This window comes from Cellulomonas sp. (genome assembly GCF_965229465.1).
Classification (GTDB): domain Bacteria; phylum Actinomycetota; class Actinomycetes; order Actinomycetales; family Cellulomonadaceae; genus Cellulomonas.
Genome location: NZ_OZ245882.1, coordinates 1,883,931 through 1,905,651 on the forward strand (window position 1 = coordinate 1,883,931; position 21,721 = coordinate 1,905,651).

The following is a 21,721-nucleotide window of genomic DNA, read 5'->3' on the forward strand; positions in this document are numbered from 1 at the left end:
TTAAACTGTCGACTCCACGTCGACCGGATCTGGAACGGTAGCCGGCGAGAGCCCGCTTCAGCAACCACTTCTTCCGGTATATACGCAGGTGAGAGGCTATTTATCGTGTCTAGAACACCGCGCAAGCGCGCATCGTCGCGCTGGGACCCGTCGTGGTGTGTCGACTGCTTCGACACCGGTTGGCACCGCCTGCGCGAGGGGCGGTCTTGGTACTGCCCTGACCACCGCCAGAAGCGGCGGGCGTACTACCAGGCCAAGTGGAAGGCCGTACGAGACCATCCCGGAATGACCTACCCCGAGTACGACGCACGCCTGAAGCCGCACCCATCAGAGACCGTCACGATCGCTTCCGGTGAGCTAGAACGACTCGATCGCGCGGTGCGCGAACTCCGGGGCCTGACGACGGGCTTCCTGCGCGAGCTCGGCGCCGAGATGCCACAGCGGACCGCTCGCGCGGCCCACGCGCTCGGCGTACGAGCCGACGGCGCCGCTGAGGAGATCGACACGTTCCTCAGACGCGCACGTGGACGAGGCTGATCCGCTCCCGCGAGCAGCGTCGGCAGCGACGGCGAAGGCCGGCACCCCCGTCGTCGCGCTCGTTCCGCCACCAGCACGAGCTGGCGGTGGGATCAGGTCATCGCACACCCTGTCGAGGTCGAGTCCCTGCGCGGCAGTGTCAAGACCGCGCTCCAGCGGCGGGTCTGAGAAGTAGGCCAGCGCACCTATCACGTACCTCGCCCTGGCCACTGTGGCGCCACTGGCGGCGAGCGCCGCGGGTTAGGCAGGCCATCCCGGCGCGGTCAGGCAGCGCCCTTCTCGTACGTCGAGCGGAAGATCGCGTCGGTCAGCCAGGACTTGAAGTCCGCGTTGTCGGCGAACTGCTTGAACAGCTGGGTCTCGTCACGGAGCATGCCCTGCATCACCTTGGCCAGGGCGGCGGTCATGGCGAGCTTGGCGTTGTCGGCGTCGTTGTTCGCCCGGGCGTTGGCGTAGTCCTCGTCGGCGAGGACCTTTTCGGGGATCTCGATCATGATCCGGTCCCGGATCCGGTCGGCGTCGTCCCAGTTGATGTTGCCGAACAGGTCGTTGAACTGGTTGAGGATCTCCGAGAGACGCTCGAGCTCGAGATCGACGGCGTGGGCGCCCCCACTCGTGGGCACCGGCTCCAACTCGCCTTCGGCGTCAGCAAGGGTGATGGCGACCTCCTCGCGCTTCTCGACGCGGTACGAGTCCATGTCGATGGTCTCGAGGATGCCGGCCGAGAGGTCGGTCTCCTCAGGCGCAGGCAGCTTAGGGATGAGCAGGCCGAGGAAGATCGACAGCTTCTCCCAGCCCACGTTGCTGAACGGCAGGATGAGCGAGAGGAACGAGTACGTCCGCACGAAGGCCTTGGCCTGACTCTTGAACTCGATCTGCTCGTCCTCGTCCATCTGCTCGATGTACTCAGCCGCGCAGTGATCGAGGATGGGGTCGAGCTGGGACCGGTCGACGCTCTCGTCCAGGAACAGGGCGACGAACCGGTCGACGTGCTCGTCCGTGTACACACCGGCGCGCGCGAGTGCGCCCTGCAGGTCGTGCAGCTTGTCCGGATCGGTCTCGCCGACGAGGACCGTCGTGCGGTAGTAGTCCTCGAACGCAGCCTGGATCTCGTCGGCGGTGTTGGCGAAGTCGAGCACCGCGGTGTCGGTCTTCCCGGGCCGGGCACGATTGAGTCGGGACAGCGTCTGGACCGCGAGCACGCCCGACAGGGGCTTGTCGACGTACATCGTGTGCAGCAGCGGCTCGTCGTACCCGGTCTGGTACTTGTCGGCGACGACGAGGATCCGGTATGGGTCCTCCTGGATCCGTGCCGGGATGTCCTTGCCGGAGAAGCCGTTGTAGTCGGCCTCGGTGACCTTCTTGCCGTCTCGCTCGAAGTCGGAGAACGCCACGATCGCCTTGTACGGGCTGCCTCGCTCGGCCAGGTAGTCGCGGATCGCCTCGTAGTAGTCGATCGCACGGGCGATCGTCTTGGTGACCACCATCGCGCGGGCCTTGCCGCCGATCTTGTGCTTGCCGATCACCTGCGCGTGGAAGTGGTCGACCATGATCTCCGCCTTCTTGCGGATCGCGGTCTCGTGTCCCTCGACGTAGGCGCGCAACTTCTTCGAGGCCTTCGTTGCGTCGAACTCGGGGTCGTCCTCGACGGTCTTGACGAGCTTGTAGTAGCTCTCGATCGGCACGTAGCCCTTGAGGACGTCGAGGATGAAGCCCTCCTGGATCGCCTGCTTCATCGTATACGAGTGGAACGGCCGCTTGCCGACCTCACCGGGCACGGGGTCGCCGAACAGTTCGAGCGTCTTGTTCTTAGGGGTCGCGGTGAACGCGAAGTAGGAGGCGTTGGCCGGCAGCTTCTTCTGCTCGACCATCCGCAGCAGCATGTCCTCAGCCGACTCGTCCTCACCCTGCGCCCCCTCGCCGGACAGGGACCCCGAGAGCGCAGCCGCTGCCTTGCCCGTCTGCGACGAGTGCGCCTCGTCGATGATGACGGCGAACTTCCTGCCACGGTGGTCGGTACCCAGGCTCCCGACGATGTACGGGAACTTCTGGACCGTCGTGATGATGATCCGCTTGCCTGCCTCGATCGCGGTCTTCAGATCGCTCGCGTGCTCGGCGTGCGCAACGGTCGACCCGACCTGCGTGAAGGACTTGATGGTCTCCTTGATCTGACCGTCAAGCACGCGCCGATCCGTCACCACTAGCACAGAGTCGACGGCGTTCGAACCGTCATACGTCGCCTCGATGAGCTGGTGGGCCAACCAAGCGATCGAGTTCGACTTGCCCGACCCGGCTGAGTGCTGGATCAGGTACCGGCGTCCGGCGCCGTGGGCGGAGACGTCGGCGAGCAGGCGGCGCACGACATCGAGCTGGTGGTAGCGGGGGAAGACCGTTTTCCGGGATTTCTTTCCCGTCTTCGCGTCCTTGGTGGTCGTGACCTGGGCGTAGTTCTCGATGATGTCAGCCAGGGATGGCGGAGCGAGGATCTGGCGCCACAGGTAGTCCGTCATCAGCCCGTCGGGGTTCGGCGGGTTGCCCGCGCCGTGCTGGTAACCCGTGTCGAACGGCAGGAACCACGACTTGGGGCCGATGAGCTCGGCACAGAACCTGACACGCTTGTCGTCGACCGCGAAGTGCGCCAGGCACCGCCCGGGCTGGAACAGCAGCTCCTTCGGGTTGCGATCAACCTGGTACTGCGCGACCGCGTCCGCCACTGTCTGCTTGGTAATGTAGTTCTTTAGCTCGAACGTCGCGATGGGCAGCCCGTTGACGAACGTGACGAGGTCGAGCGACTTGCCAGCATCGATCGGCGAGTAGTGCACCTGCCGGGCGACGACCCAGCGGTTCGCCGCGTGCAGAGCCTCGGCCATCGTGTTGCCCGGCGTGGGAATCGGGTAGTAAAAGCTGACGTGCGGCACTGAACCGTGCCCGAATCCGCGGCGCAGGACCTGGACGATGCCGTCCTTCGTGATCTCGCCCTGGAGCTTGGCGAGGAACTTCGTACGCGCGGGGCTCTCCGTCGCCCAGTCCGCCGCCCCTAGGCCGACCGCCTCAGCAACGGCGGGCTGGGACTCTTGCAGGAACGCGGCGAGCTGTCGGACGTCTAGCCCGTAGCCAGGTGCGAACGACACGTCGACCCGCCGCGCGGAGTCGACGACCGCAAGAGCAGGGGCAATGATTCCCTGCTTCCAACCAGCCACAACCATCTGCTTAACGACGACGGCCTCCAGGCCCTCTTCGTTCATCTGCGCCACGCTCATTCGTCCTCCATTCCGTCATCGTTGGCATCGTCGCGGATCACGTCGTCGACTTCGACGGCCGACGCCAGTGCTGCCTCGAGATCCAGGCCCGGAAGCGTCGCGGCAATCGCACGCACGTCAACCTGACCGGTGACAACGTCAGCTGTGAGTCGTGTCCGGAACTCCTCCAAGAGTGCAATCTCGCGCTTCGCGACCTCGACCAGCCGGTCGACCTGGGCGCGCAAGGACTCGACACGCTCGACGACCTTCGCCTGCTCGGCAATCGGCGGGAGCGCAACCGGGAATGACGCGAGAACGGGCCGACGCAGTGATTCCATGGTCACCGTGTTGCTGTTGGAGAGCGCATGCTCCCGGAAGTACATCGACATGTACCAGAAGAAGTAACGGCCTAGGACGCCTTCAAAGTCCTTGAGGACGTAGACGCGCTGATGTGCCTGGAACTTCCCGTCGAAATAGTGGAAGACCTTCCCCGTACCGCCCTGGCCGTCGCCCGGGGTCATGACTGCCTCTCCATCGAAGAGGTAGTTATTCGACTTCAACACCTCACGGCCTCGGACGTAAAACGGGTACGCACCATTCGGGTCGGCATTTCCCGAGTCCTCTACACCAGTGGAGATCACGCAGATCCGCGCGGCGGACTCGTATCGCCATGACTGTGGGATCGGACGCAGGCCATCGGCTCGAACCGTGTTGTGCGGTCCTCCCGTAAGGAGTTCCGCAATCATGACCTTCGCCTCTTCCTCGTGCAGTGCGATGAGCCGACGCTTCGCTGTAATGGCCGTGTTGACGCGCTGGTGGGCGTGTGCGAGGTACGTGACGATCGCCCGCTGCTCGTCCCTCGGAGGAAGGGGAACCGTCTCCCGAGCTAGGCGTGGGTACTCAATGTTTTGACCCTCGCGGATCCCTGTCACGGCGAGACAAAGCGCGTCGATGAACGGGCGCGACTTGAACAGCAATGTGAGGTAGCCCCGACTCGTTGCCTCACTTGCACGCAGGATGGTGTAAGCAGGGCTGATGATCCCTCGCGCGTAGGCCCTCTCGATTCCACCCTGGAACGACCTCAGGCTGATTACGAAGTCGTCGATGCACACGAGTTTCAACGTCTCGAGCGACTTCGTCGCCTCTACCGTGCGCGCCTCGTACTGGTCCTTGCGGATGACGCCACGTGACTGCGTCGCAGCGAGGAGCGGCTCGTCCGGGTAGCCCTTGTCGCTCCGCTCGCGAACGACACTCTTCAGTCGTGGCATTGACCAGTGCGAGGGCACGCGTCGAATCCACGGCGACTCGCTGGTCGCATACTCGGCGTACGGCTTGAGGTCCTGGAACATCAGTTGGCGATCTCCGCGATGAGGGTGTCGGACTCGGCTTCGAGCGCACGGATGTCAGCTCGGATCTCATCGAGGGTGCGCAGGGGTGTCGGCTTGTAGAAGTGCTTGGTGAAGCTGATCTCGTAGCCGATCTTTGTTTTCGACTCGTCAACCCAGGCGTCGGATGCGTACGGGAGTACCTCGCGGAGTAGGAAAGCCTCGATGCCGTCGCGCCAGTCTCCGGCCGGCTCGAGAAGGGGGATCTGCTCGAAGTCGCGAAGCTGGGTGTCGGGAGCATAGGAGACGACGCGGGTCGCTCCGCGGTGCTCGGTTTCGAACAGGCCGATCAGGGGATCCGGCTTGGTGCCGATGGGGTGGACCTTCGTGATCACGGGCGCCGCGTCCGTGTCGCGGTCAGCGCCGTCCTTGAGGAACTTGTTGATCTGGGCCGTGCTGTAGATCGTGTCGGGGTTGAGGCCCGCCAGGCGCAGCGGCCGTTCGACCTGCACCTTGGAGTACCCGAACTCGGCATTGGCGAAGACCTTGGAGCGGTCGCCGTCGTCGTCTGCTGCCTCGAAGTCGTGGAAGGTCCGCATGATCCGGTCGACGTCGTCCGGGCCGAGCTCGCAGTTCTTCTTTCCGAGGTTCTTGCGCAGCGGCGTGGACCAGTCGGTGGTGTCGATGAGCTGGATCTTGCCCCTGCGATGCTCGGGCTTGCGGTTGGTGAGCACCCAGACGTAGGTCGCGATACCGGTGTTGTAGAACATGTTGAGCGGCAGGGCGATAATCGCTTCGAGCCAGTCGTTCTCGATGATGTACCGGCGGATGTTCGACTCGCCCTGGCCGGCGTCCCCGGTGAAGAGCGAGGAGCCGTTGTGCACTTCGGCGATCCGGCTTCCCAGGGGGGTGTTCTTCTTCATCTTCGCGACCATGTTGGCCAGAAAGAGCATCTGTCCGTCGCTCGAGCGGGTGATGAGGCTGAGCTCGGGATCGCCGTCGAGGTCCACGATGAAACGCGGGTCGATAATCTCCTTCTTGCCGCCCATGCGCTGCTGGTCGGTGGACCAGCTCTTGCCGTAGGGCGGGTTGGAGAGCATGAAGTCGAAGCTCCGGCCCTGGAAGGCGTCGTTCGAGAGGGTCGAGTACTCCGGCCCGCCGACGAGGCCGTCGGCGTTGGCGCCCTCGCCCTTGAGCAGGAGGTCGGCGACGGCGATCGCGTAGGTCTCGGCGTTGATCTCCTGGCCGAACAGGTTGGTGACGATCCGCTTGCCGCGCTTGGCGGCGAGCTCCTGGAGTGTCTCCTCGGCGACAGTGAGCATTCCACCGGTGCCCATGGCGCCGTCGTACAGGGTGTAGGTGCCGTCGGGGATCTGGTCGGCGATCGGGTCGAAGATAAGGCGGGTCATGAGGCGCACCGCGTCGCGCGGTGTCCAGTGCTCGCCGGCCTCCTCGTTGTTCGCCTCATTGAACCGACGCACCAGTTCCTCGAACACGGTGCCCATCGCGTGGTTGTCCAAGCCTGCGGGAGTCAGGTCGATGGCCGGATCGAGGAACTTCTCGATCAGGGCGCCTAGGGCGTCGGCCTTGGCGAGCTTGGTGATCTGTTGGCGCACCTCGAAGTTGTCGATGATGCGCTGCACGTTCGGGCTGAACCCGTCCAGGTATGCCATGAAGTCCTGCTGCAGCCGGGCCTGCGAGGAGCGGCCGCGCAGCTCGCGCATCGTGAACGGCGAGGTGTTCCAGAAGGCCTGGCCCGCCTCCTGACGCAGCGCCTGGTCTTGCTCGATGATCTCGGCGTCGTCGAGGACCTTCTTCAGGTCCATGACCTTCGCCTTGGTGGGCTCGAGCACGGCGTCGAGCCGGCGCAGGACGGTGAACGGGAGGATGACGTCGCGGTACTTGCCGCGCACGTACAGGTCGCGCAGGACGTCGTCGGCGATGCCCCAGATGAACGAGGCGATCTTCGGGACGTTGGCGGCGGGGCTCATTCGGCCATTCCTTCGAGGTTGGTGCGGGTGGGCTGGTGCTGTCTTGTGGCATCGGCGCGGGGCGGTGAGTACTGGATGGATCCTGCCCCGACGGCTTCGCTAAGCGAAGCGAGTGCGGCAGCGCTCTTGCGAGAAAGGTCGACGGCGCGGGCTTGGACTTCTTCGAGCTCGTCGGCCAACGCCGCCAGCGCTCTCTGCTCGGCGATCGGCAGGACTGGGACCGGCAGGTCGCGGATCCGGAGCCGCTTGATCGTGGTTCCGACCATGTGGGATTCCTGGTTCGTCATGGTCGGAATGACGGCGGCGAGGTAGCCGGGATCGATGTTATGGTCGCGGATGCGCACGACCGTGACGAAGGTCGTGAGGACGACTTTGCCGCCCTCACGGTCGACGCGGGCCGCAAGCCGAGACGACTCCGTGACGAGCACGTCGCCCGCGCGCGTGGTCAGGACATCGTCGAGATCTTCGAGGCTCGACTCCTCGATGTAGGGGATGTCGCCGCCCTCGCGCACCCAGCCGGGGGACGCCAGCGGAACACCATCGGTGGTGTGCTCGGGCTCCCGCGTAGACGCACGGGGACGCAGGATCTCAAGGCCCTGCACCTTGGCCAGGTCGCCGATCGTGGTCCTCGGTACCGCTCGCGTGAGCTCGGTCAGGAGCGCGGACGATGGAGCGCGCGTCTTGGCGGTGCGGTCAAGCGAGCTCTTGAGTTCATCAAGGCTCTGTCGGAACGACTGCGCCGGCGGTACAGACTCGGCCGACTGCACAAACAACCTCGGGTTCAGGTTGCCCCCCTTGGCGAGGATCTCGTCGACCGTGACGGCGGCGGCGGGAAGGGCCTCCGGGACCTGACGTTCAAGACGCCACGCACGCAATGCATCCGTGATGGCTGTGTCGTCCACGGTGACCAGAGATCCGCGCTGGCCACCTCGCCCCTGATCGGTCATGTCGATGAACAGCACTCGGTGAGCGTCAGCGGTCTGCCCGGGCCGCGCCAGGATCCACAGCGCAGCGGAGACGGACGTGCCGCGCAGCATCTGAGCCGGCAGCGCGACGATCGCCTCTACGGTTCCGGCACGGAGCAACTCCATCCGGACGTTCGCCTCTTGGCCGCCGCGGAACGCGGCGCCCATCGGCATCAGGCAGACGCACCGGCCACCGTCCTTCAGGTGCCACAACCCGACCTGAGGCCAGAGCAGGTCTGCGTTGTTGCGGGGGGTCGCCCCGTATACCCAGCGGGCGTCCCAGACTGTGTCGCCGTCGTGCCTCACGCTGAAGGGTGGCTGCATGACGATGACGTCGGCGTGCTCGGGAGGAAGTTGGTCGTTCACCAGGGTGTCGCCGGTTCGAATGTCGAGGTCGTGGGTTGCCACGCCTGCCAGGATCGCGCTCTGCGTCAGTCGCGCCACGGAGATCGAACTGATGTCCTGGGCCGTCAACGGGGTCCGGGCAGTCCCGCGCGACGCCACGGCCAGGAGCAGGCGACCAGTTCCGGCAACCGGGTCGTAGACCGTTCCTGGAATGTCGGCGACGGAACCCGCGATGAGGTCGACGAGGCCGGGCGGTGTCGAGAACTCCCCTCCGACCCGGCCCGCGGCAGCGTCGAGTCTCTCGGCGAACGCGTCGTAGACGGCGGGGAGGTCCTCAACCCGGAACCGGTCGAGGGCGTACACGAGCGGCACCACAAGTCGAGGATCATCGCGGATCTGCGACAGGTAGCCGCTGCGGAGGAACGGCTCAAAGGCAAGCTGCTGCCAGCCCTCGACGTACTGGCTGAACTGCGACATCCCTTCTGCCAGGGTCCGCGGAACGTCTTCAGGAGCGGTCTGGGTGAGCGCTCGCCACTGAAGCGCGTCGGGGAGACCCACGAACGCTGGAGAGGTCGGGTCCGAGACGTACCTCCACGCCACGACCGACAGGACTGGCCCGGCCAGTTCGAGCGCGCCCGTGCCGAACCCTGCATCGCGCCACGCGTTGAGCGTCGCCCACAGCGATGCCTCGACGTCGGGCCTCGTGTACGACTTCCTTTGCTCGTCGAGCCAGGCGAAGACGGCGTCCGCATCCCACTGAGGACTCTTGACCGTGCCAAGTCCATCGATGGGCGGCGGGAAGCCCTCGAGCTGGACCCACTTACCGGCCGTCACGCGGCTGACCCGTGCGATCTCTGCGATCTGGGCCTTCTTGAGCGTCTGGCGAGTGGTGACTGTCACGCGACCTCCCTGGTCGACTCATGCATGTGGATGGAGCTCACAGGGACCGAAGATCCGAGCTGAACGAGATGCGGACCGGCAGCGAGTCGCATGCGCTTGGAGAGGCCCACATCCGGGGCGATGACGACCACCGTGCAGCCTGCGGCCTTGAGGCTGGCCACGGCCTCGGCGAACCCGCCATCACCGGTCGCGATCACGACGCGCTTGTAGCGGGCCGCGACCCACTTCGCGTCGTCGATGGCTTCCAGGAGCGCCGCGTCGGCACCGTCCCTACCGGAGCGGACACGCCGGTCAGCGGACCCAGCCCACGACAGGTGCACCGCGGCGGCGTTGGCCCCGTTGCACGCGATCACCGTGTGGTCCCCCGGCCGCACCGGAACCGCGGCGTTCAGTCGCGCCTGGGCGCGGCCGACCTGCGCGGCGGTGATGTGTGCACCGGCACCGATGACGTTCTCGATGTCGTAGATGAACAGCGTGCGCGGTCCAGCCGGCGGAAACGGGCTCCAGCCAATCTGCGTCCCATTCATGACCTGACCTCCATGTCTCGGTAGCCCTACAGCCCTCACTGGGGACGAAGGTACACGGGATTCCACACTCGTGCAAGGTTTCGCGTGTAAACCCCCTCGGAGGGGCTGTGCGGTAGTAAGCCAGACGCTAGCTAGTGCGATGGGCTCACAACCGACCTGCGTGCTGACGGCAGCCGGGACGGCGTCCAAGCTTCGCCGCCGGCGGAAGTCGGCGTTGGGCCGGGGCGCAGGATGAGCTTGCCTAGCGTTGCCTCCAGCCGCGCACCTCCGGCGGTCGGGGCGGCCCAGAGCGCGGCGATCACGAGTGAGAGCTTGCGTGGACCGGCGCGGTCGGACCGCTGGCTCGGAGCTTTGGTCGTCGTTGACCGGCTGATGTGATGTCCGCCACCGCATCCGCCACTGGCGAGGCGCTGCGAACGAACCGTCTGGACGGACTGCCGACCCGCTGCACGACCTGCGCGGCATGGCTAGGTGGCGGGGCGCGCTGTCGGCGGCGGCGGGCGAGTCGCGGACCGTCGCGGTCTTGCTCAGGCGACTGCCGTGGCGCGCCTTCGATGTGGACGGAACGCGTAGTGCGCGGCGATAACGAGCCGGAGCGCGTCGTCCCACGACGATCGTCGCTGACCCTCGATGGTGTTGGCCCAACGCTCGGCGAGCTCCTCGTCGACGTCCAGCAAGCACGCGACCGTGTCGACCCCCAACCTCGTGGTGAGGACGACGTCTGCGAAGAGGGTCGGGAGGGGGCGGTGCTGGAGGTCGAGGATCTCGTGGTCAATGAGGTAGTCGCGCGTTCCTCGACGGTTGCAGCCCGCGTGCTCGGGGCCCCAGAACCGTGAAGGTTCCAGGTCGTTGTGGCCGAGCTCGTAGGCGTCGTCCGGCGTGATCGGGTGGCTGCATCCCGGGCGTGCACAGGTGAGCGACTCTCCCAGGCTCCGCAGGTGGCGGTACAGCTCCTTGAGCTCACGCTCGAGTCTCGTCTGCCGACGCGGCTCCGGGTTGATGAGGAGGGCAACGAAGCTGGCCACGTGCCCCTGTTCCCAGATGCCGTCGTGCCCAACCCAGCCGACACACGTCAGGTGCTCCACCCGACCGTGGCTGCGTGGGGCCCAGCCCACCAACCGTGCGTGATCCTCCAGCGAGTGCCGGTCGTGCAACGCGAGCCTCTCTTCGATGGCGGCGCGCAGCGCGGCGACCACAGCGCTTCTTTCGAAGTCGTCAGCGGACCGCGCTGCATAGGCGGCGCGTCCAAGGTCGTTCGTGTCGTAGTGCGTGACTTGCGGCTCGCCTTGGTCGCACCAGAGGCATCGTGACAGCGGGGTCTGGTCCTTGAGGTCGGCGAGGGTCACCCGTGGGCGGTAGCACCGGCATGTGGACAGCGGATTCAAGAGTTCTCCTGACTTTGTGGGTTGGTTGTGCGGACTCGGGCGGGCCGCTGCGGACGCCGCCGCGACATGGAGGCCATCGTTCGGCTCTGCAGGTTGGTCAGAACGGGGCGTCGTCCTTCGCAGGGGCGGGGCTCGACGTTCGCGCGTCCACCCTGGCGCGTGCTCCATCGAGGAACTGGGTACACATCTCGACGAGCTCCTCGCCGCGCTCCCACAGGTCCAGCGCTTCCTCCAGTCCGAGCCGGCTCTCAAGTCGCTGGATGACGCGACCGAGCTCGGCCTGTGCCTGCTCGTAGGTGACGCTGGAAGGCTCGGGTGCATCGGTCGAGGTGGTCATGGGCGCTCCTCGTTGTGGCGGTGAAGGGTTCTTGCGGTCAGGTGGCCGTCGATCGTGCGGATGTCGAGCGTGGTGCCTGGGCTGACGTCGGCGACGGGGCCGAGGGGTGTGCCGTCGGCGCGCCGGACGATTGAAAAGCCGCGCTCGAGACGGCGAGGGGAGACAGCGCTCGAAGTGCTCCGGCCGACGCCGTAAGGCCCGAGGCGTGAGTCGAGACCTGGTGCTGGATTGCGCGGCGGGCACGGAAGGCGGCTCGTTCGAGTGCCACGGCGTGCTGGTTGACCTGGAAGTGCGGATCGGTGAGCACGGACCGTGACCGCGTGATGTCCAGGTCGCGCTGTGCTGTGTGGAGGTGTCTGTGTACGGCTCGTCGCAGGCGGTCCCGATCGGCTGTGAGCGATCGCATGTTGCCGACGACGTCGGGTGCGACGAGAGCGGCTGCGTGTGTCGGGCTGCCCGCCCGCTCGTCTGCGACGTCGTCGAGGATTGGCTTGTCCGGCTCGTGGCCGATCGCCGAGACGATCGGAGTCGTGCAGGCCGCCACGGCGCGCACGAGGCGCTCGTCGGAGAAGGGTGCGAGCTCGCTGATCGCGCCGCCGCCGCGGGCGACGACGATGACCGCGACGGCGTCGTCAGCGTCGAGTTCCTTGATACCTGCGGTGACCGCAGGTGCGCATTCGACTCCCTGCATGGGGGCATGGATGACCCGGAACCGTGCCGCGGGCCAGCGCTCCTTGGTGCGGGTGAGCACGTCAAGCTCGGCGTGGCTGCCCTGACCAGTGATCAGACCGATGAGCGCCGGCGCCGCCGGCAGTGGCTTCTTGCGTGTCGGGTCGAAGAGTCCTTCCGCGGCCAGTGCTTGACGGAGGACCTCGATCCGTTCCAGGACTGCGCCCTCGCCCGCGAGGCGCACGTCCGTCAGGGTCGCGGCGACCTTCGACTTTGAGTGCCAGTACGAGAGCGTCGCGAACGCAACGATGCGCGCTCCGGCGGTCGGCTCAACCGGCAATGCGCGAAAGTCGCGTGAGTCCATGTAGCCGGTGAGCTCCGGTGGCTGCTTTCCCCTAGGCACGTCCGGATCGGCCAAGGTCAGGTACACCGACCGGCCACGCTCGTCGCACCGGATGACCTCTCCGGTAAGCCACATCTGCGGGATCGCACGGATCCTGGCGGAGACGCCTGCGTTCACCTGGGCGAGCGTCAGCGGTGCTTCCGGGGACGCGACGGGCGTGGCCGGCTCGGGCACCGCGGCCGGTTGACAGGTAGCGCTCATGGACGCCATGATGCACGGCGTTGCACTGTCGGGTCAAACCCGACGTCACCTGATAGCCTATATGCCACAGCGTATAGACGCAAGTCCCCAGTTCAGAGCACCCGCAGGAAGGAGTCGAGGCGTGGTCGAGACGAGCAAGTCCACTCGATACCCGGGGGGCACCGTGCCGACGCACGTCGCCGCCACCCCGGGAGCCGGCGTCACGCTGCGGGTCTTCGAGGACCAGGACGACGGCAAGCTACTGATGCCGGACCAGGTCGCCGCCCTGTTCTCGCTCGGGCTCGCGACGCCAGAGCCCGACCGGACCGGGTGGGTAAGCATCGGTGAGCTCCAGCTGGACCCGGCAGAGATCCAGTTTCTGGTTGCCGAGACAGCGCTCGACTCTGACGCCGCGCTGCTCGCCGTCGAACGTGGGCTCGTCGCCGTCATCGAGCGAGCCGTCGAGCGCTACCTCGAGCCGACCGAGAGCACGGAGGCGCCGGCCGTGGCCACCGACGCTGAGGGGCCAGACACGAGTGGACCGGCTGAACGGCCCCGCGACGCATCCAGCACGGTGGAGGTCTCGATCGAGGAGGCGGCGGAGTCGTTGCCCGAGCTCGCCGCGCGTGTGCACGACACGGGGGCGCACGTGATGCTCACCCGTGACGGACACGTGGTTGCGGCACTCGTGGACTTCGAGTGGTACCGCGCCACACGCGAGCGCCTGGCGCGGCTCGAGGCTGCGTACTGGGCCGCCTGGCTGGACGGAGTATGGCGAGCCAGCAGGTACGGCACCCTCGTGCAGGCGCTCGAAAAGCCCGACGACCTCGAGGGCCGGCCATGAGGCACGCCGCTTCTGACACCCGCGGAACCAGGCCCGTGCCAGCGGCCCTGACCGTCGAGCCGTTCCGGACCCGCGGGCGGTGGGTGGTCACCACCGCCTCGGGCGCCGCCCACCTGATCGACTCCCTCGACCCCGACGTGGCCGCCACCATCATCCGCCTGACGGACGGCCCACCCACCGGGAGCCCGGTGCCGCGGGCGGCTCTGCGTCGCGACCGGGCCGCCCTGCGCGTTACCTCCGTCCACCACGTGGACCCGGTGCTCGGGCGGGTCGAGGGCGTCGCCGTTGGTCGCGAGATGTGGCTGGTGCTCGAACCGCTCGGGGTCGGCGCGGACGTGACGGTTCGTCGCACCACACCGGTCACCGCCATCGACCCGCAACCCGCCGACTCCGACCAGGGAGCAGTCCACGGTGATGAGTGAGACCCCGGAGGAGCCCCCGGAGTGGGTCGAGCTGCGGGAGCGGCTCGCCCGGGAGCGCGTCGAGGTGGTGACCGCGCGCCGAGAGCTGCTCGACCTGGTCCCCGGCAACCTGCGAGACCTGGACGCCGCTGCCTCCTGCGACTGTTCGTGCCACCCTCAACCGGGCCGCGACCCGCACCACGGCTCGCGCTGCGAGTGCCAGCTCCGCGCCCGCGCGCGCCGACGCCGCCATCGCAAGGCGATGAAGGCGTTCGCCAAGTTCGGGGAGAGCCTGCGTCCCGTGCATGAGGCACACCAGGGTGAGCTCGCGGAGGCCGCCACCGAGCTGGGCGTCGATGCACACGAGGAAGTGCCGGGAGCCCCGTGGGTGGTCGTCGGCACCACCGACGGCACCGCTTGGTACGTGCGCGAGCGCTGGGACACGTACGCGATCGTCGTCTCGACCGGACCCGACCCGAGCGTCCAGCCGTGGGGCGGCCCCGACGGCGTGGAGACCGAAACGATCCGTACCGGTACATCCGAGGACCTCTACCAGGGCACCCCGCCGGACTACCGGGTGGCGCTGCGCTTCATCGTCGCCACGGTCCGTGAGTACCTCGACGGCACGACCTGCACGCACCCGGCTCGCCCCGGTGACCGCTACTGCCCTCGCTGCGGCAACCTCCTCGTCGACCCGGCGAAACCCCGCAACTCATGAAGGAGACACATGCCAGACGACCCCCAGCGCACCAGGCCCATGCTCCCCGCATCGGCGGCCCGACGGTGGTTGGGGTGGTGGGGTGTCACGATCGTCGTCGCCGGGCTGTGTGGGCTGATCGCGGCCGCTCATCTTGCCCGCGACGGTCTGACCGTGGCGGTACTCACGCCGCTCGGGTGGGCCCTGGCCTACGTGCTGCTGAAGGCGCAGTCACTCTTCGAGTACCGGCGGGGCTGGCGCCACGGGCACGAGCTGGGCCGCCGCGCCGCCCTGCAACGGTCCTACGAGACCGCCGACCACGAGCGCCTACCTGCCGGGGGCGACGGCGACCAAACCCCCGAGCCCTGGGACCACCCCACCGCGACAGCCGACCTCGGTCAGGGCTGAGCGTGGAAAGCCACGACTGGGTGCGGGTCCCCGGCGGGATGCTGCGAGTGCATGCCGCGAACCGGTGTGACACCTCGATCCCCTGCCCGATCCATCAGCCCTCTCAGCACCCACTGCGTGCTGCTCCGTTCGGGTGGCGTGACGACTTGGAGCTCCTCGAGCGTGTCTGCGAGCACGGTGTCCACCACGCCGACCCCGACGGGCTCACGTTCATCTCCCTGACCCGAGGGACACGCGTCGCGCTCTGGCTGAGCACCCGTGCGACCGCTGCTGCGGCGCGAACGCCCAACCCGACGAATCGCTGCCCGACCGCAACGACACGCGGGCCGACCCCGGGACGGCGACGGGTACCGCCCCCACTGCGGCCTCGCGTTGACGAAACCCGAGCTCCCATGACCCCGCCCAGCACGTCGAGGGAAGAAGCGATGACGCAACACAACCCGACACCTGCCCGGCGGCACGACCTCGACCACACGGGCGGCGCCGAGGTTCGGCGCGAGGGCGCGCCCACATGAGCTTCGCAGACGTGACGTGGGGACCTGCCGGCTGGCAGGCCAACGTGCAGGTGGACCGCTTCGGCGACGTGCGGGTGATCACCGATCCGCCCAGGGGCGACGCGCCTACCGCCGATTCTCGCCCAGTTCTGCGAGTGGGCGGGGTCGCGGTTGCCGGTGATCACCCGCCGGAGCTGAAGAACGGCCCCACCCACGACGCCTGGCGTGCGTTCGAGGACTACCCGTGGCAACAACCGTTTCGTGTGGCAGTCACGGCTCTGCCGGCAGGAACGAGCGATGACCGGGTCCTGGAGCAGCGTGACGTCTGGGTCGACGCCTCCTCCCGTGTTCATCTCGTCGGTGACATGAGCACGGCGCACCTCGCGAACGCGTTGCTCTACCTCGAGAGAAACGCCGCCCGCTGGCTGACCGGGTGGAAGGCGTCGCGTGAGCTCGCCGGCGACCCATTGCCGCTGGCGCTGGGGCCACTGTTGCGGTCAGACCCGACCGGTGTCGGTGAGCGTGAGCTGATGCGCGCGATGCCGGTCTACCTCGCGATGGAGTCCGAACTGGCCAGGAGGCTCGCTCATGGTCAACCGGTGCCGGCGTTCGAGTGGTGGGGGTCGCTGTACTCCGCCGTCGAGGACGCTCACGAGGAGTGGGCTCGGCGCGCACCCGGCTGCGACCACGGCTTCCTCGACCTGGCATGGCACGTTCACCACCGACAGCCGCCGGTGACGCTGGTTGCCGCGCCCAACAAGATCGACGTCCTCGTAGGACAGGTGGGCGCCGCAATCACGCTGCACCTCACGATCGACGGGGACGCGGCCGAGGCAATCGTCCTGGAGCCCAGACAGGTCGCCAACCTGTTCCTGCTCGGCCTGCAGCTGCCCGAGCAGGACAGCACCAACCTGGTGAACGTCGGCACCCTGACCGTCGAGCCGACCGTTGCGTTCCTGGTCGGCCGGACGGATGTCGGAGAGAAGATCGGCCTGCAAGCCGTTCGGCGCGGCATCACCCGAGCCATCACCGTCGGCACCAAAGTGCCCAGCGAATGACGGGCGAGTCAAGCCGCAACCCGCAGTCATTCGCGGCGCCAGGGCGGCGGCGCGAGCGCCTCGATCTGTCCGGCACCCAGGTGGTCGTCGCCGGCGACTGGCACGGTTCGCGCACTGCTGGTCGAGACGTGATCGAGCGGGCGGCCACCGGAGGATCGCGGGTCGTTCTGCACATCGGAGATCTGAACGTTCCCGCTCTCGGAGCCCCTTCGATCACCAAGGCCCTCGACCGAGCATGCGCTCGCACCGGCGTAGTTCTGCTGGTCTCACCCGGGAACCACGACAACTGGGATCGCATCGACGCAGCACCACTGGACGACGCCGGCATGCACGTGCTCGGCCGGAATGTGCGAGCCCTGCCGCGGGGCGCACGGTTCGAGATCGCCGGGCGCCGGTTCGGCGCGCTCGGTGGAGCCGTCTCGGTGCTCGGCCGCCTGATCCGAGGCGAGACGTGGTGGCCGCAGGAGGCGATCACCGACGAGCACGTGCGGTTGCTGGGAACCGCACCGCTGGACGTACTCCTCACCCATGACGCGCCCGCTGGCGTGCCCCTCTCGTCGGGGTACGACCCGCCTGCGGACCTCGTCGCCGAGGCCGACGAGCTGCGCGCACGACTGCTTCGCGCAGTGCAGATCACCCGGCCTCGGCTCGTGTTCTGCGGGCACTGGCACACCCGTCGGATCTACGACCAGCGCGTGGACGACGAGACGACAACGACCGTGCATGTTCTCAACCGCGAGCACACGGTCGGAAACGCGATTCTTCTCGACCTGACCACGCTGGACGTGGCTCCGTTGCCCGCTGCAGCTGGCGGATCGAACGACCTGCACGCACCCCACCAGCTCGGGTGACCCGCGTTGGCCTATTGCGGCGGCGTGGGCTGCCGAGTGTCCGGCTGACGGCCAGGGCTATCGACGCTTGCCCAAGCCCGGAAGGCCGCCGTTCACGGGGCGCACGTAACGTTCGTTGCTGATGCCGGCCCAGAAGCCCCTCGGTTGGCCGTCTCGGCTGTCCAGTCCGAGATCACGGCGGCGCCGCTCCCTCGAGTCGGCAGCGGCCTTGGCGCGTTGCTTGTCCGTCTCCCAGCCCGCGTCCTGGGCCAGGCGTTTGAAGTCGCCGCTGTTGAGGTCAGCTCGGGCACCCTTTGCACGAAGCGACTCCGCAATCTGGTTGAACAACTGCTTCTCCTGGGTTCCCTTCGACTTGCCGATCTTGAGGTGCTTGATCAGGTAGGCCCGCGACGGCGACCCAAGGACCTGGTCCAGATGCGCCTCGAGGGCGTAGAGCGACTTGGAGGCGGGACGGGATGGCTTCGACTTGACAGGCGCTGGCGCTGGGGCCGGCGCTGGGCGATTTGCCGCGGAGCGCCTCGCCCGCACCCGGGGGCGGCTCTCGTGCGCTTGTGTCGGAGGCATGGCCTTAACCGGCTTCTCGGGCTTGATGTACGGCCCGCCGCGCTCGCGCTCATCCTGGATCAAACGTCCGATCCGAGCGGGACCAAACGAGACTGCGCCGCGCGTCAAGTCCGCGAGAACGCGTGCGATGACTCGCGCGTCGTCCCCGGCCGCGATCCGGTCGCGAAAGAATGGCCCGGCCGGACTTCCCAAGCACTTCTCGATGAGGTCACGGTCGGCTCGCACCTGCACCACGCCGACCCCTGGCCGTGACCGCATGGCCTCCTCGACAAGCGCGACGACGCGGGCGTCGGACATGTCCACCATGCCGCCGGTACGCGCGTGGATGTCTCGACGGATCGTGTCAAAGTCCGCGCCCTGGTCGACGAGGTCGCGGAGGTACACCTCGGGGTCGCATCGAAGCGCACTGATGAGGACGGCGCGATCTGCGGCGGTTGCCTCCCGGTCGGTCAAGCCTCCCCCTTACGCCGAATCCAACGAGGGACACGCCGTGGTCGGCGCGATCCTCACATTCCTGCAGATCGGCACGGCGGGGCTTGCGGTGGAGTCGATGCGGAGAACGCCCCGATACGCGCGATCGGGCTGCTCGGTTCCCGTCGACTTCGCTATGCAGGGTCAAGCTCGCGGGCCTCCCGCGACTCGACCGCTGTCGTGGTAGCTCCCACCGACCACTCCCCGTGCGAACGTCACGCGGCGGCTGGTCAGCGCAACCGAGTCGACGTGCCAGCCCGCGGCACGCCAGGCCAGTGCCTGGACCTGGGAGTTGTTGGCCCACCAGTTGCGCAGGTTGTAGGCCGAGTTCGGCAAGCCTCCGACCAGGTCAGCGACCTCATCGAACGTGAGGGTCGCTGCGTCGGTGGGGATGTGTGCGAGGTGGTCTCGTAGTGGGTCGTACTTCGCCATGCCACACGATGGCACGCGTTCGGAGATCACTCAGGTCCGATCGCAACCCGGGTTTGATTCCCGTGAGGCCAGCGGCATTCACTCGCCCAGGCCGGCCGCCCGCCATGCGTCCTGGGCGCGTTGGGATGGCGTCGACCACGTCGCCGGTGGGTCGAGGCGGGCCCGACGCTCAGCCTCCCCTCCCTCAGCGATCGCAGCGGGGCTGAGCATGGGAGTCAGGCGGTAGGTCTTCCATGTGCCGCGACCTGCCGGTGTGTGGACCACCAGCACGTCGTCGTTCACCACGACGGTTGTCTGAGGTCCGTTGGTCGGCTGGACTCGGACGGCCGCAGGGTGCCCGGCTGGGAGGAACGCAAGTGCTCGTGTGGCGACACGCAGCGCATTCGCGAACTTTCCCTCGATGTCGATCACGCCGTCACGCTCGAGCTGCACAAACCAGTCGGGGTGCTCGCGCTGGAGAAGGCGCTCGGCTTCGGCCCAGGGGTTCCCGTTGGTCAGTGCGCTGACGTTGTCCAGGACGCCCTCGGCGCTGATCAGTACGCCGGACGTTCCCTGCATCTCTTGCAGGATGCGATCAACGCGCTCGATGTCAGCATCCTCGAGCAGTGGCAGCAGCGCGGTGGCCGTGTCGGAGTAGGTCCGGCCAGTGCCCGCACGGCGGTCTGGGGACGCTCCCTGATCGAGGCGGTAAAGGCAGACGGCGGCGAGCGCGGCCAGCTCCGGCCGTAGTGGTTGAGGAATGTCTGTTCCGCCGAGTTGTCTCGTTGCACCGGCCAGCAGCTCGAACCAGGGCGCGGTGCCTCGATCCCAGATCTGAGCGAACGTCCCGATGAGCGCAAGGCGAACGAAAGCTGCTCGGTCGATGGCGGGTGTCTCGCTCATGTCATGCGTGAGGCGGGCCAGCCACTGCCGTACGGCCGCCTGCTGCCGTGGCGTCGCGTCGCGAGTTGCGGGCGCCTCGGCACTCGTGGTCTCAGGGTCCTCGTCTTGCTCCTCGGCTGTGTGCTCGTCATCGAACGTCGACTCGTCCACATCGAAGTTGTCCGCCCAGATCGGCTCGCTCACAGCGCCGTTGACAAGTTTGGGTGCACCGAGCCGCGGCAGGATGAGCCGGCCAGAGGCCTGGCTGGCCAGCGTAGGACCCAATCGGGCGACTGCGTCGTCGGCGTACCGGGCCCACGCCTCGGCATCGTCGAGCGTGCGCCAACCCGAAGCCGGCTCCAACCCCGTCGAGAGCGATGCCGACGCGCCGCCTGACACGCGGGGCAGCGGGATCGCGCGTTGCTCGCGCATGACGCGTGTCAGCTGACGGTGCCAGTCGTTCATCAGGTTGATGTCGCCCAGCAGGTCCGACCAGTGCAGATCGGCGTTCGATCCGGCCCGGCTTACGGACGTGATCCTTTGCTGGACCGCCTCCGGGTCGTCGATGAATCGGGGCGAACCCCAGTGAGGGACTCCGTCGAGTGACCAAGCGGGCCGGACTCGGCTGCTGGACCGGACTCGCTCTGCGATCTCGACGTCCCACAAGCGTTCCCCGCCGGGCATCTCCGCCAACTCCTCGTACTGCTCGGGCAGATCGGCGAACACGCTGACTTGGATCGCGACAGGGAAGGCATGCCGCCGGTCAAACTCGACGCGCAGACGCCCGTCGACCAACGTGGCCCCGAGGATCTGCGGAATGGCGGGGTCCTGTCGGGCCACCTCGCCGGGAGCTGCTTCTATCGCCCGCGACGGGACTTGTGCTGTCGAGAGGTGCTCGCCGTCGCCTGGGTAGAGCGAAGTGTCGGCGGTGTGCAGGACACCAACTTCGACGTTCCCTCCGTCGGCGACGGAACGCAGCAGAGCGGCTCCGGTCAGATTCGCCGAACCGGTCAGCGACCACTGGATGCCGTCGCCTTGGATGGCCTCGAGAAGCTTCCCGTGCCGGTAGTCGGCACCTGCGTCCTGCCACGTCAGTTCCACGTCGGCCGCTGCGGCAACAGTGGCGAGTACCTGCGGGTCCAGGATCGTCCGGTCGGGCTGCACCGCGATTCTGACCCGGCCCGGTCGGTACCGGTCGATCAGGGCCCTGAGTGCGGCACCTCGTGGGTCATGGAACGGCGCGTACAGGCGAAGCTCGTCGAGATGTCCGTCGGGCAGCTGGTCGAGGATTGCTCTATTCGCCGTGCTCACGAGGCTGTGGGGTGTCGGGACGCGTGCGGTGCTGGCCACGAAACGGTCCAGGTCGACGGCAACTCGCTGGACACTGCTGCGAGCGAGAGCGCCCATCCGGACGTCGTTCAACGAGTGCAGCCAGTTGGCAACCTGCCCGATGAGAGCCGGAGAGCCGCCTTCGAGGGTTCCGTGCGCGACCGTGAGCGTCTCGTCGTTGCGGACGAGGCCACCAGAGGTCAGGTTGCCCGATCCGATCGCGACCATCGCCTGCTGCGGCCCGACCAGGACGCTGACCTTGGGGTGAAACGCGGTCGGCATCGAGACCAGCCCGACGAGATAGGACGTGCCAGCCCCCTTCACCGCGCGCGGATCGGGGTGAAACATCGCTGCGTCGGCCAAGACGGTCACGGCCGCGCCAGAGCTGCGAACCATCCCGAGCACTCGGTTCTCGAAGAAGCCAAGATCCACGTTGAAGGTGGTGAACAGCGCCTCAGTGAATGGGCGCGCGCGCGTGTCCACGGAGAACAGGTGCGACATGAGCGAC

The 21,721-nt window shown here is 67.3% G+C and carries 18 protein-coding genes; 7 read left to right on the forward strand and 11 right to left on the reverse strand.

Going from position 1 to position 21,721, the window contains the following annotated elements:
- Nucleotides 1–285: 285 nt before the first annotated feature.
- Nucleotides 286–537: a hypothetical protein gene (locus tag ACO06A_RS09165; protein WP_421735698.1), complete on the forward strand. Its 252-nt coding sequence runs from the start codon at nt 286–288 to the stop codon at nt 535–537.
- A 263-nt stretch (nt 538–800) separates the two neighbouring features.
- Here the strand turns inward: ACO06A_RS09165 and ACO06A_RS09170 are convergent, their stop codons facing one another.
- From ACO06A_RS09170 to xseA, 8 genes are all read right to left on the reverse strand, one after another.
- Nucleotides 801–3,797, reverse strand: coding sequence for a type I restriction endonuclease subunit R (locus ACO06A_RS09170; protein WP_421735699.1), 2,997 nt, complete (start codon nt 3,795–3,797; stop codon nt 801–803).
- Nucleotides 3,794–5,125, reverse strand: coding sequence for a restriction endonuclease subunit S (locus tag ACO06A_RS09175; RefSeq protein ID WP_421735700.1), 1,332 nt, complete (start codon nt 5,123–5,125; stop codon nt 3,794–3,796). Before ACO06A_RS09175 ends, ACO06A_RS09170 begins: the two co-directional genes overlap by 4 nt.
- Nucleotides 5,125–7,092: a type I restriction-modification system subunit M gene (locus ACO06A_RS09180; RefSeq protein WP_421735701.1), complete on the reverse strand. Its 1,968-nt coding sequence runs from the start codon at nt 7,090–7,092 to the stop codon at nt 5,125–5,127. The genes ACO06A_RS09175 and ACO06A_RS09180 overlap by 1 nt, the downstream gene beginning before the upstream one ends.
- A complete protein-coding gene (locus ACO06A_RS09185) occupies nt 7,089–9,302 on the reverse strand; it encodes an N-6 DNA methylase (protein WP_421735702.1) in 2,214 nt (737 codons plus the stop codon). Before ACO06A_RS09185 ends, ACO06A_RS09180 begins: the two co-directional genes overlap by 4 nt.
- A complete protein-coding gene (locus tag ACO06A_RS09190) occupies nt 9,299–9,829 on the reverse strand; it encodes an NYN domain-containing protein (RefSeq protein ID WP_421735703.1) in 531 nt (176 codons plus the stop codon). Before ACO06A_RS09190 ends, ACO06A_RS09185 begins: the two co-directional genes overlap by 4 nt.
- Nucleotides 9,830–10,356: 527 nt before the next feature.
- Nucleotides 10,357–11,175: a hypothetical protein gene (locus ACO06A_RS09195; RefSeq protein WP_421735704.1), complete on the reverse strand. Its 819-nt coding sequence runs from the start codon at nt 11,173–11,175 to the stop codon at nt 10,357–10,359.
- Between the two features lie 136 nt (nt 11,176–11,311).
- Entirely contained in the window at nt 11,312–11,551 is a 240-nt protein-coding gene (gene xseB, locus ACO06A_RS09200) for an exodeoxyribonuclease VII small subunit (protein ID WP_421735705.1), read from the reverse strand.
- A 37-nt stretch (nt 11,552–11,588) separates the two neighbouring features.
- The gene (gene xseA / locus ACO06A_RS09205; protein ID WP_421735706.1) at nt 11,589–12,824 is read right to left on the reverse strand and encodes an exodeoxyribonuclease VII large subunit; all 1,236 of its coding nucleotides are present in this window, start codon (nt 12,822–12,824) and stop codon (nt 11,589–11,591) included.
- Nucleotides 12,825–12,945: 121 nt separating this feature from the next.
- Here xseA and ACO06A_RS09210 point away from each other — a divergent pair, with 121 nt between their 5' ends.
- The 6 genes from ACO06A_RS09210 (at nt 12,946) to ACO06A_RS09235 (ending at nt 17,556) form a co-directional block, all read left to right on the forward strand.
- Complete coding sequence (locus ACO06A_RS09210; RefSeq protein ID WP_421735707.1) at nt 12,946–13,647, forward strand: hypothetical protein; 702 nt, start codon at nt 12,946–12,948, stop codon at nt 13,645–13,647.
- 35 nt (nt 13,648–13,682) lie between these two features.
- Complete coding sequence (locus tag ACO06A_RS09215) at nt 13,683–14,069, forward strand: hypothetical protein (protein ID WP_421735708.1); 387 nt, start codon at nt 13,683–13,685, stop codon at nt 14,067–14,069.
- Entirely contained in the window at nt 14,062–14,766 is a 705-nt protein-coding gene (locus ACO06A_RS09220; RefSeq protein ID WP_421735709.1) for a hypothetical protein, read from the forward strand. Before ACO06A_RS09215 ends, ACO06A_RS09220 begins: the two co-directional genes overlap by 8 nt.
- 9 nt (nt 14,767–14,775) lie before the next feature.
- Nucleotides 14,776–15,153, forward strand: a complete 378-nt coding sequence (locus ACO06A_RS09225) for a hypothetical protein (protein ID WP_421735710.1) — start codon at nt 14,776–14,778, stop codon at nt 15,151–15,153.
- Between the two features lie 511 nt (nt 15,154–15,664).
- Entirely contained in the window at nt 15,665–16,705 is a 1,041-nt protein-coding gene (locus ACO06A_RS09230) for a hypothetical protein (protein ID WP_421735711.1), read from the forward strand.
- Nucleotides 16,702–17,556: a metallophosphoesterase family protein gene (locus ACO06A_RS09235; protein WP_421735712.1), complete on the forward strand. Its 855-nt coding sequence runs from the start codon at nt 16,702–16,704 to the stop codon at nt 17,554–17,556. The genes ACO06A_RS09230 and ACO06A_RS09235 overlap by 4 nt, the downstream gene beginning before the upstream one ends.
- A gap of 57 nt (nt 17,557–17,613) precedes the next feature.
- Here the strand turns inward: ACO06A_RS09235 and ACO06A_RS09240 are convergent, their stop codons facing one another.
- The 3 genes from ACO06A_RS09240 to ACO06A_RS09250 all read right to left on the reverse strand — a co-directional run bounded on the left by ACO06A_RS09240 (nt 17,614) and on the right by ACO06A_RS09250 (nt 21,714).
- A complete protein-coding gene (locus ACO06A_RS09240) occupies nt 17,614–18,573 on the reverse strand; it encodes a hypothetical protein (RefSeq protein WP_421735713.1) in 960 nt (319 codons plus the stop codon).
- 162 nt (nt 18,574–18,735) lie between these two features.
- The gene (locus ACO06A_RS09245) at nt 18,736–19,023 is read right to left on the reverse strand and encodes a DUF7662 domain-containing protein (RefSeq protein WP_421735714.1); all 288 of its coding nucleotides are present in this window, start codon (nt 19,021–19,023) and stop codon (nt 18,736–18,738) included.
- A 78-nt stretch (nt 19,024–19,101) separates the two neighbouring features.
- Entirely contained in the window at nt 19,102–21,714 is a 2,613-nt protein-coding gene (locus ACO06A_RS09250; RefSeq protein WP_421735715.1) for a hypothetical protein, read from the reverse strand.
- Nucleotides 21,715–21,721 lie beyond the last annotated feature (7 nt).

Excerpts from the sequence above, each read along its gene's own strand:
- ACO06A_RS09165 (WP_421735698.1), top strand. The coding sequence starts at position 286 with ATGACCTACCCCGAGTACGACGCACGCCTGAAGCCGCACCCATCAGAG.
- ACO06A_RS09170 (WP_421735699.1), bottom strand. The coding sequence starts at position 3,797 with ATGAGCGTGGCGCAGATGAACGAAGAGGGCCTGGAGGCCGTCGTCGTT.
- ACO06A_RS09175 (WP_421735700.1), bottom strand. The coding sequence starts at position 5,125 with ATGTTCCAGGACCTCAAGCCGTACGCCGAGTATGCGACCAGCGAGTCG.
- ACO06A_RS09180 (WP_421735701.1), bottom strand. The coding sequence starts at position 7,092 with ATGAGCCCCGCCGCCAACGTCCCGAAGATCGCCTCGTTCATCTGGGGC.
- ACO06A_RS09190 (WP_421735703.1), bottom strand. The coding sequence starts at position 9,829 with ATGAATGGGACGCAGATTGGCTGGAGCCCGTTTCCGCCGGCTGGACCG.
- xseB (WP_421735705.1), bottom strand. The coding sequence starts at position 11,551 with ATGACCACCTCGACCGATGCACCCGAGCCTTCCAGCGTCACCTACGAG.
- xseA (WP_421735706.1), bottom strand. The coding sequence starts at position 12,824 with ATGAGCGCTACCTGTCAACCGGCCGCGGTGCCCGAGCCGGCCACGCCC.
- ACO06A_RS09220 (WP_421735709.1), top strand. The coding sequence starts at position 14,062 with ATGAGTGAGACCCCGGAGGAGCCCCCGGAGTGGGTCGAGCTGCGGGAG.
- ACO06A_RS09225 (WP_421735710.1), top strand. The coding sequence starts at position 14,776 with ATGCCAGACGACCCCCAGCGCACCAGGCCCATGCTCCCCGCATCGGCG.
- ACO06A_RS09230 (WP_421735711.1), top strand. The coding sequence starts at position 15,665 with ATGAGCTTCGCAGACGTGACGTGGGGACCTGCCGGCTGGCAGGCCAAC.
- ACO06A_RS09235 (WP_421735712.1), top strand. The coding sequence starts at position 16,702 with ATGACGGGCGAGTCAAGCCGCAACCCGCAGTCATTCGCGGCGCCAGGG.
- ACO06A_RS09245 (WP_421735714.1), bottom strand. The coding sequence starts at position 19,023 with ATGGCGAAGTACGACCCACTACGAGACCACCTCGCACACATCCCCACC.
- ACO06A_RS09250 (WP_421735715.1), bottom strand. The coding sequence starts at position 21,714 with ATGTCGCACCTGTTCTCCGTGGACACGCGCGCGCGCCCATTCACTGAG.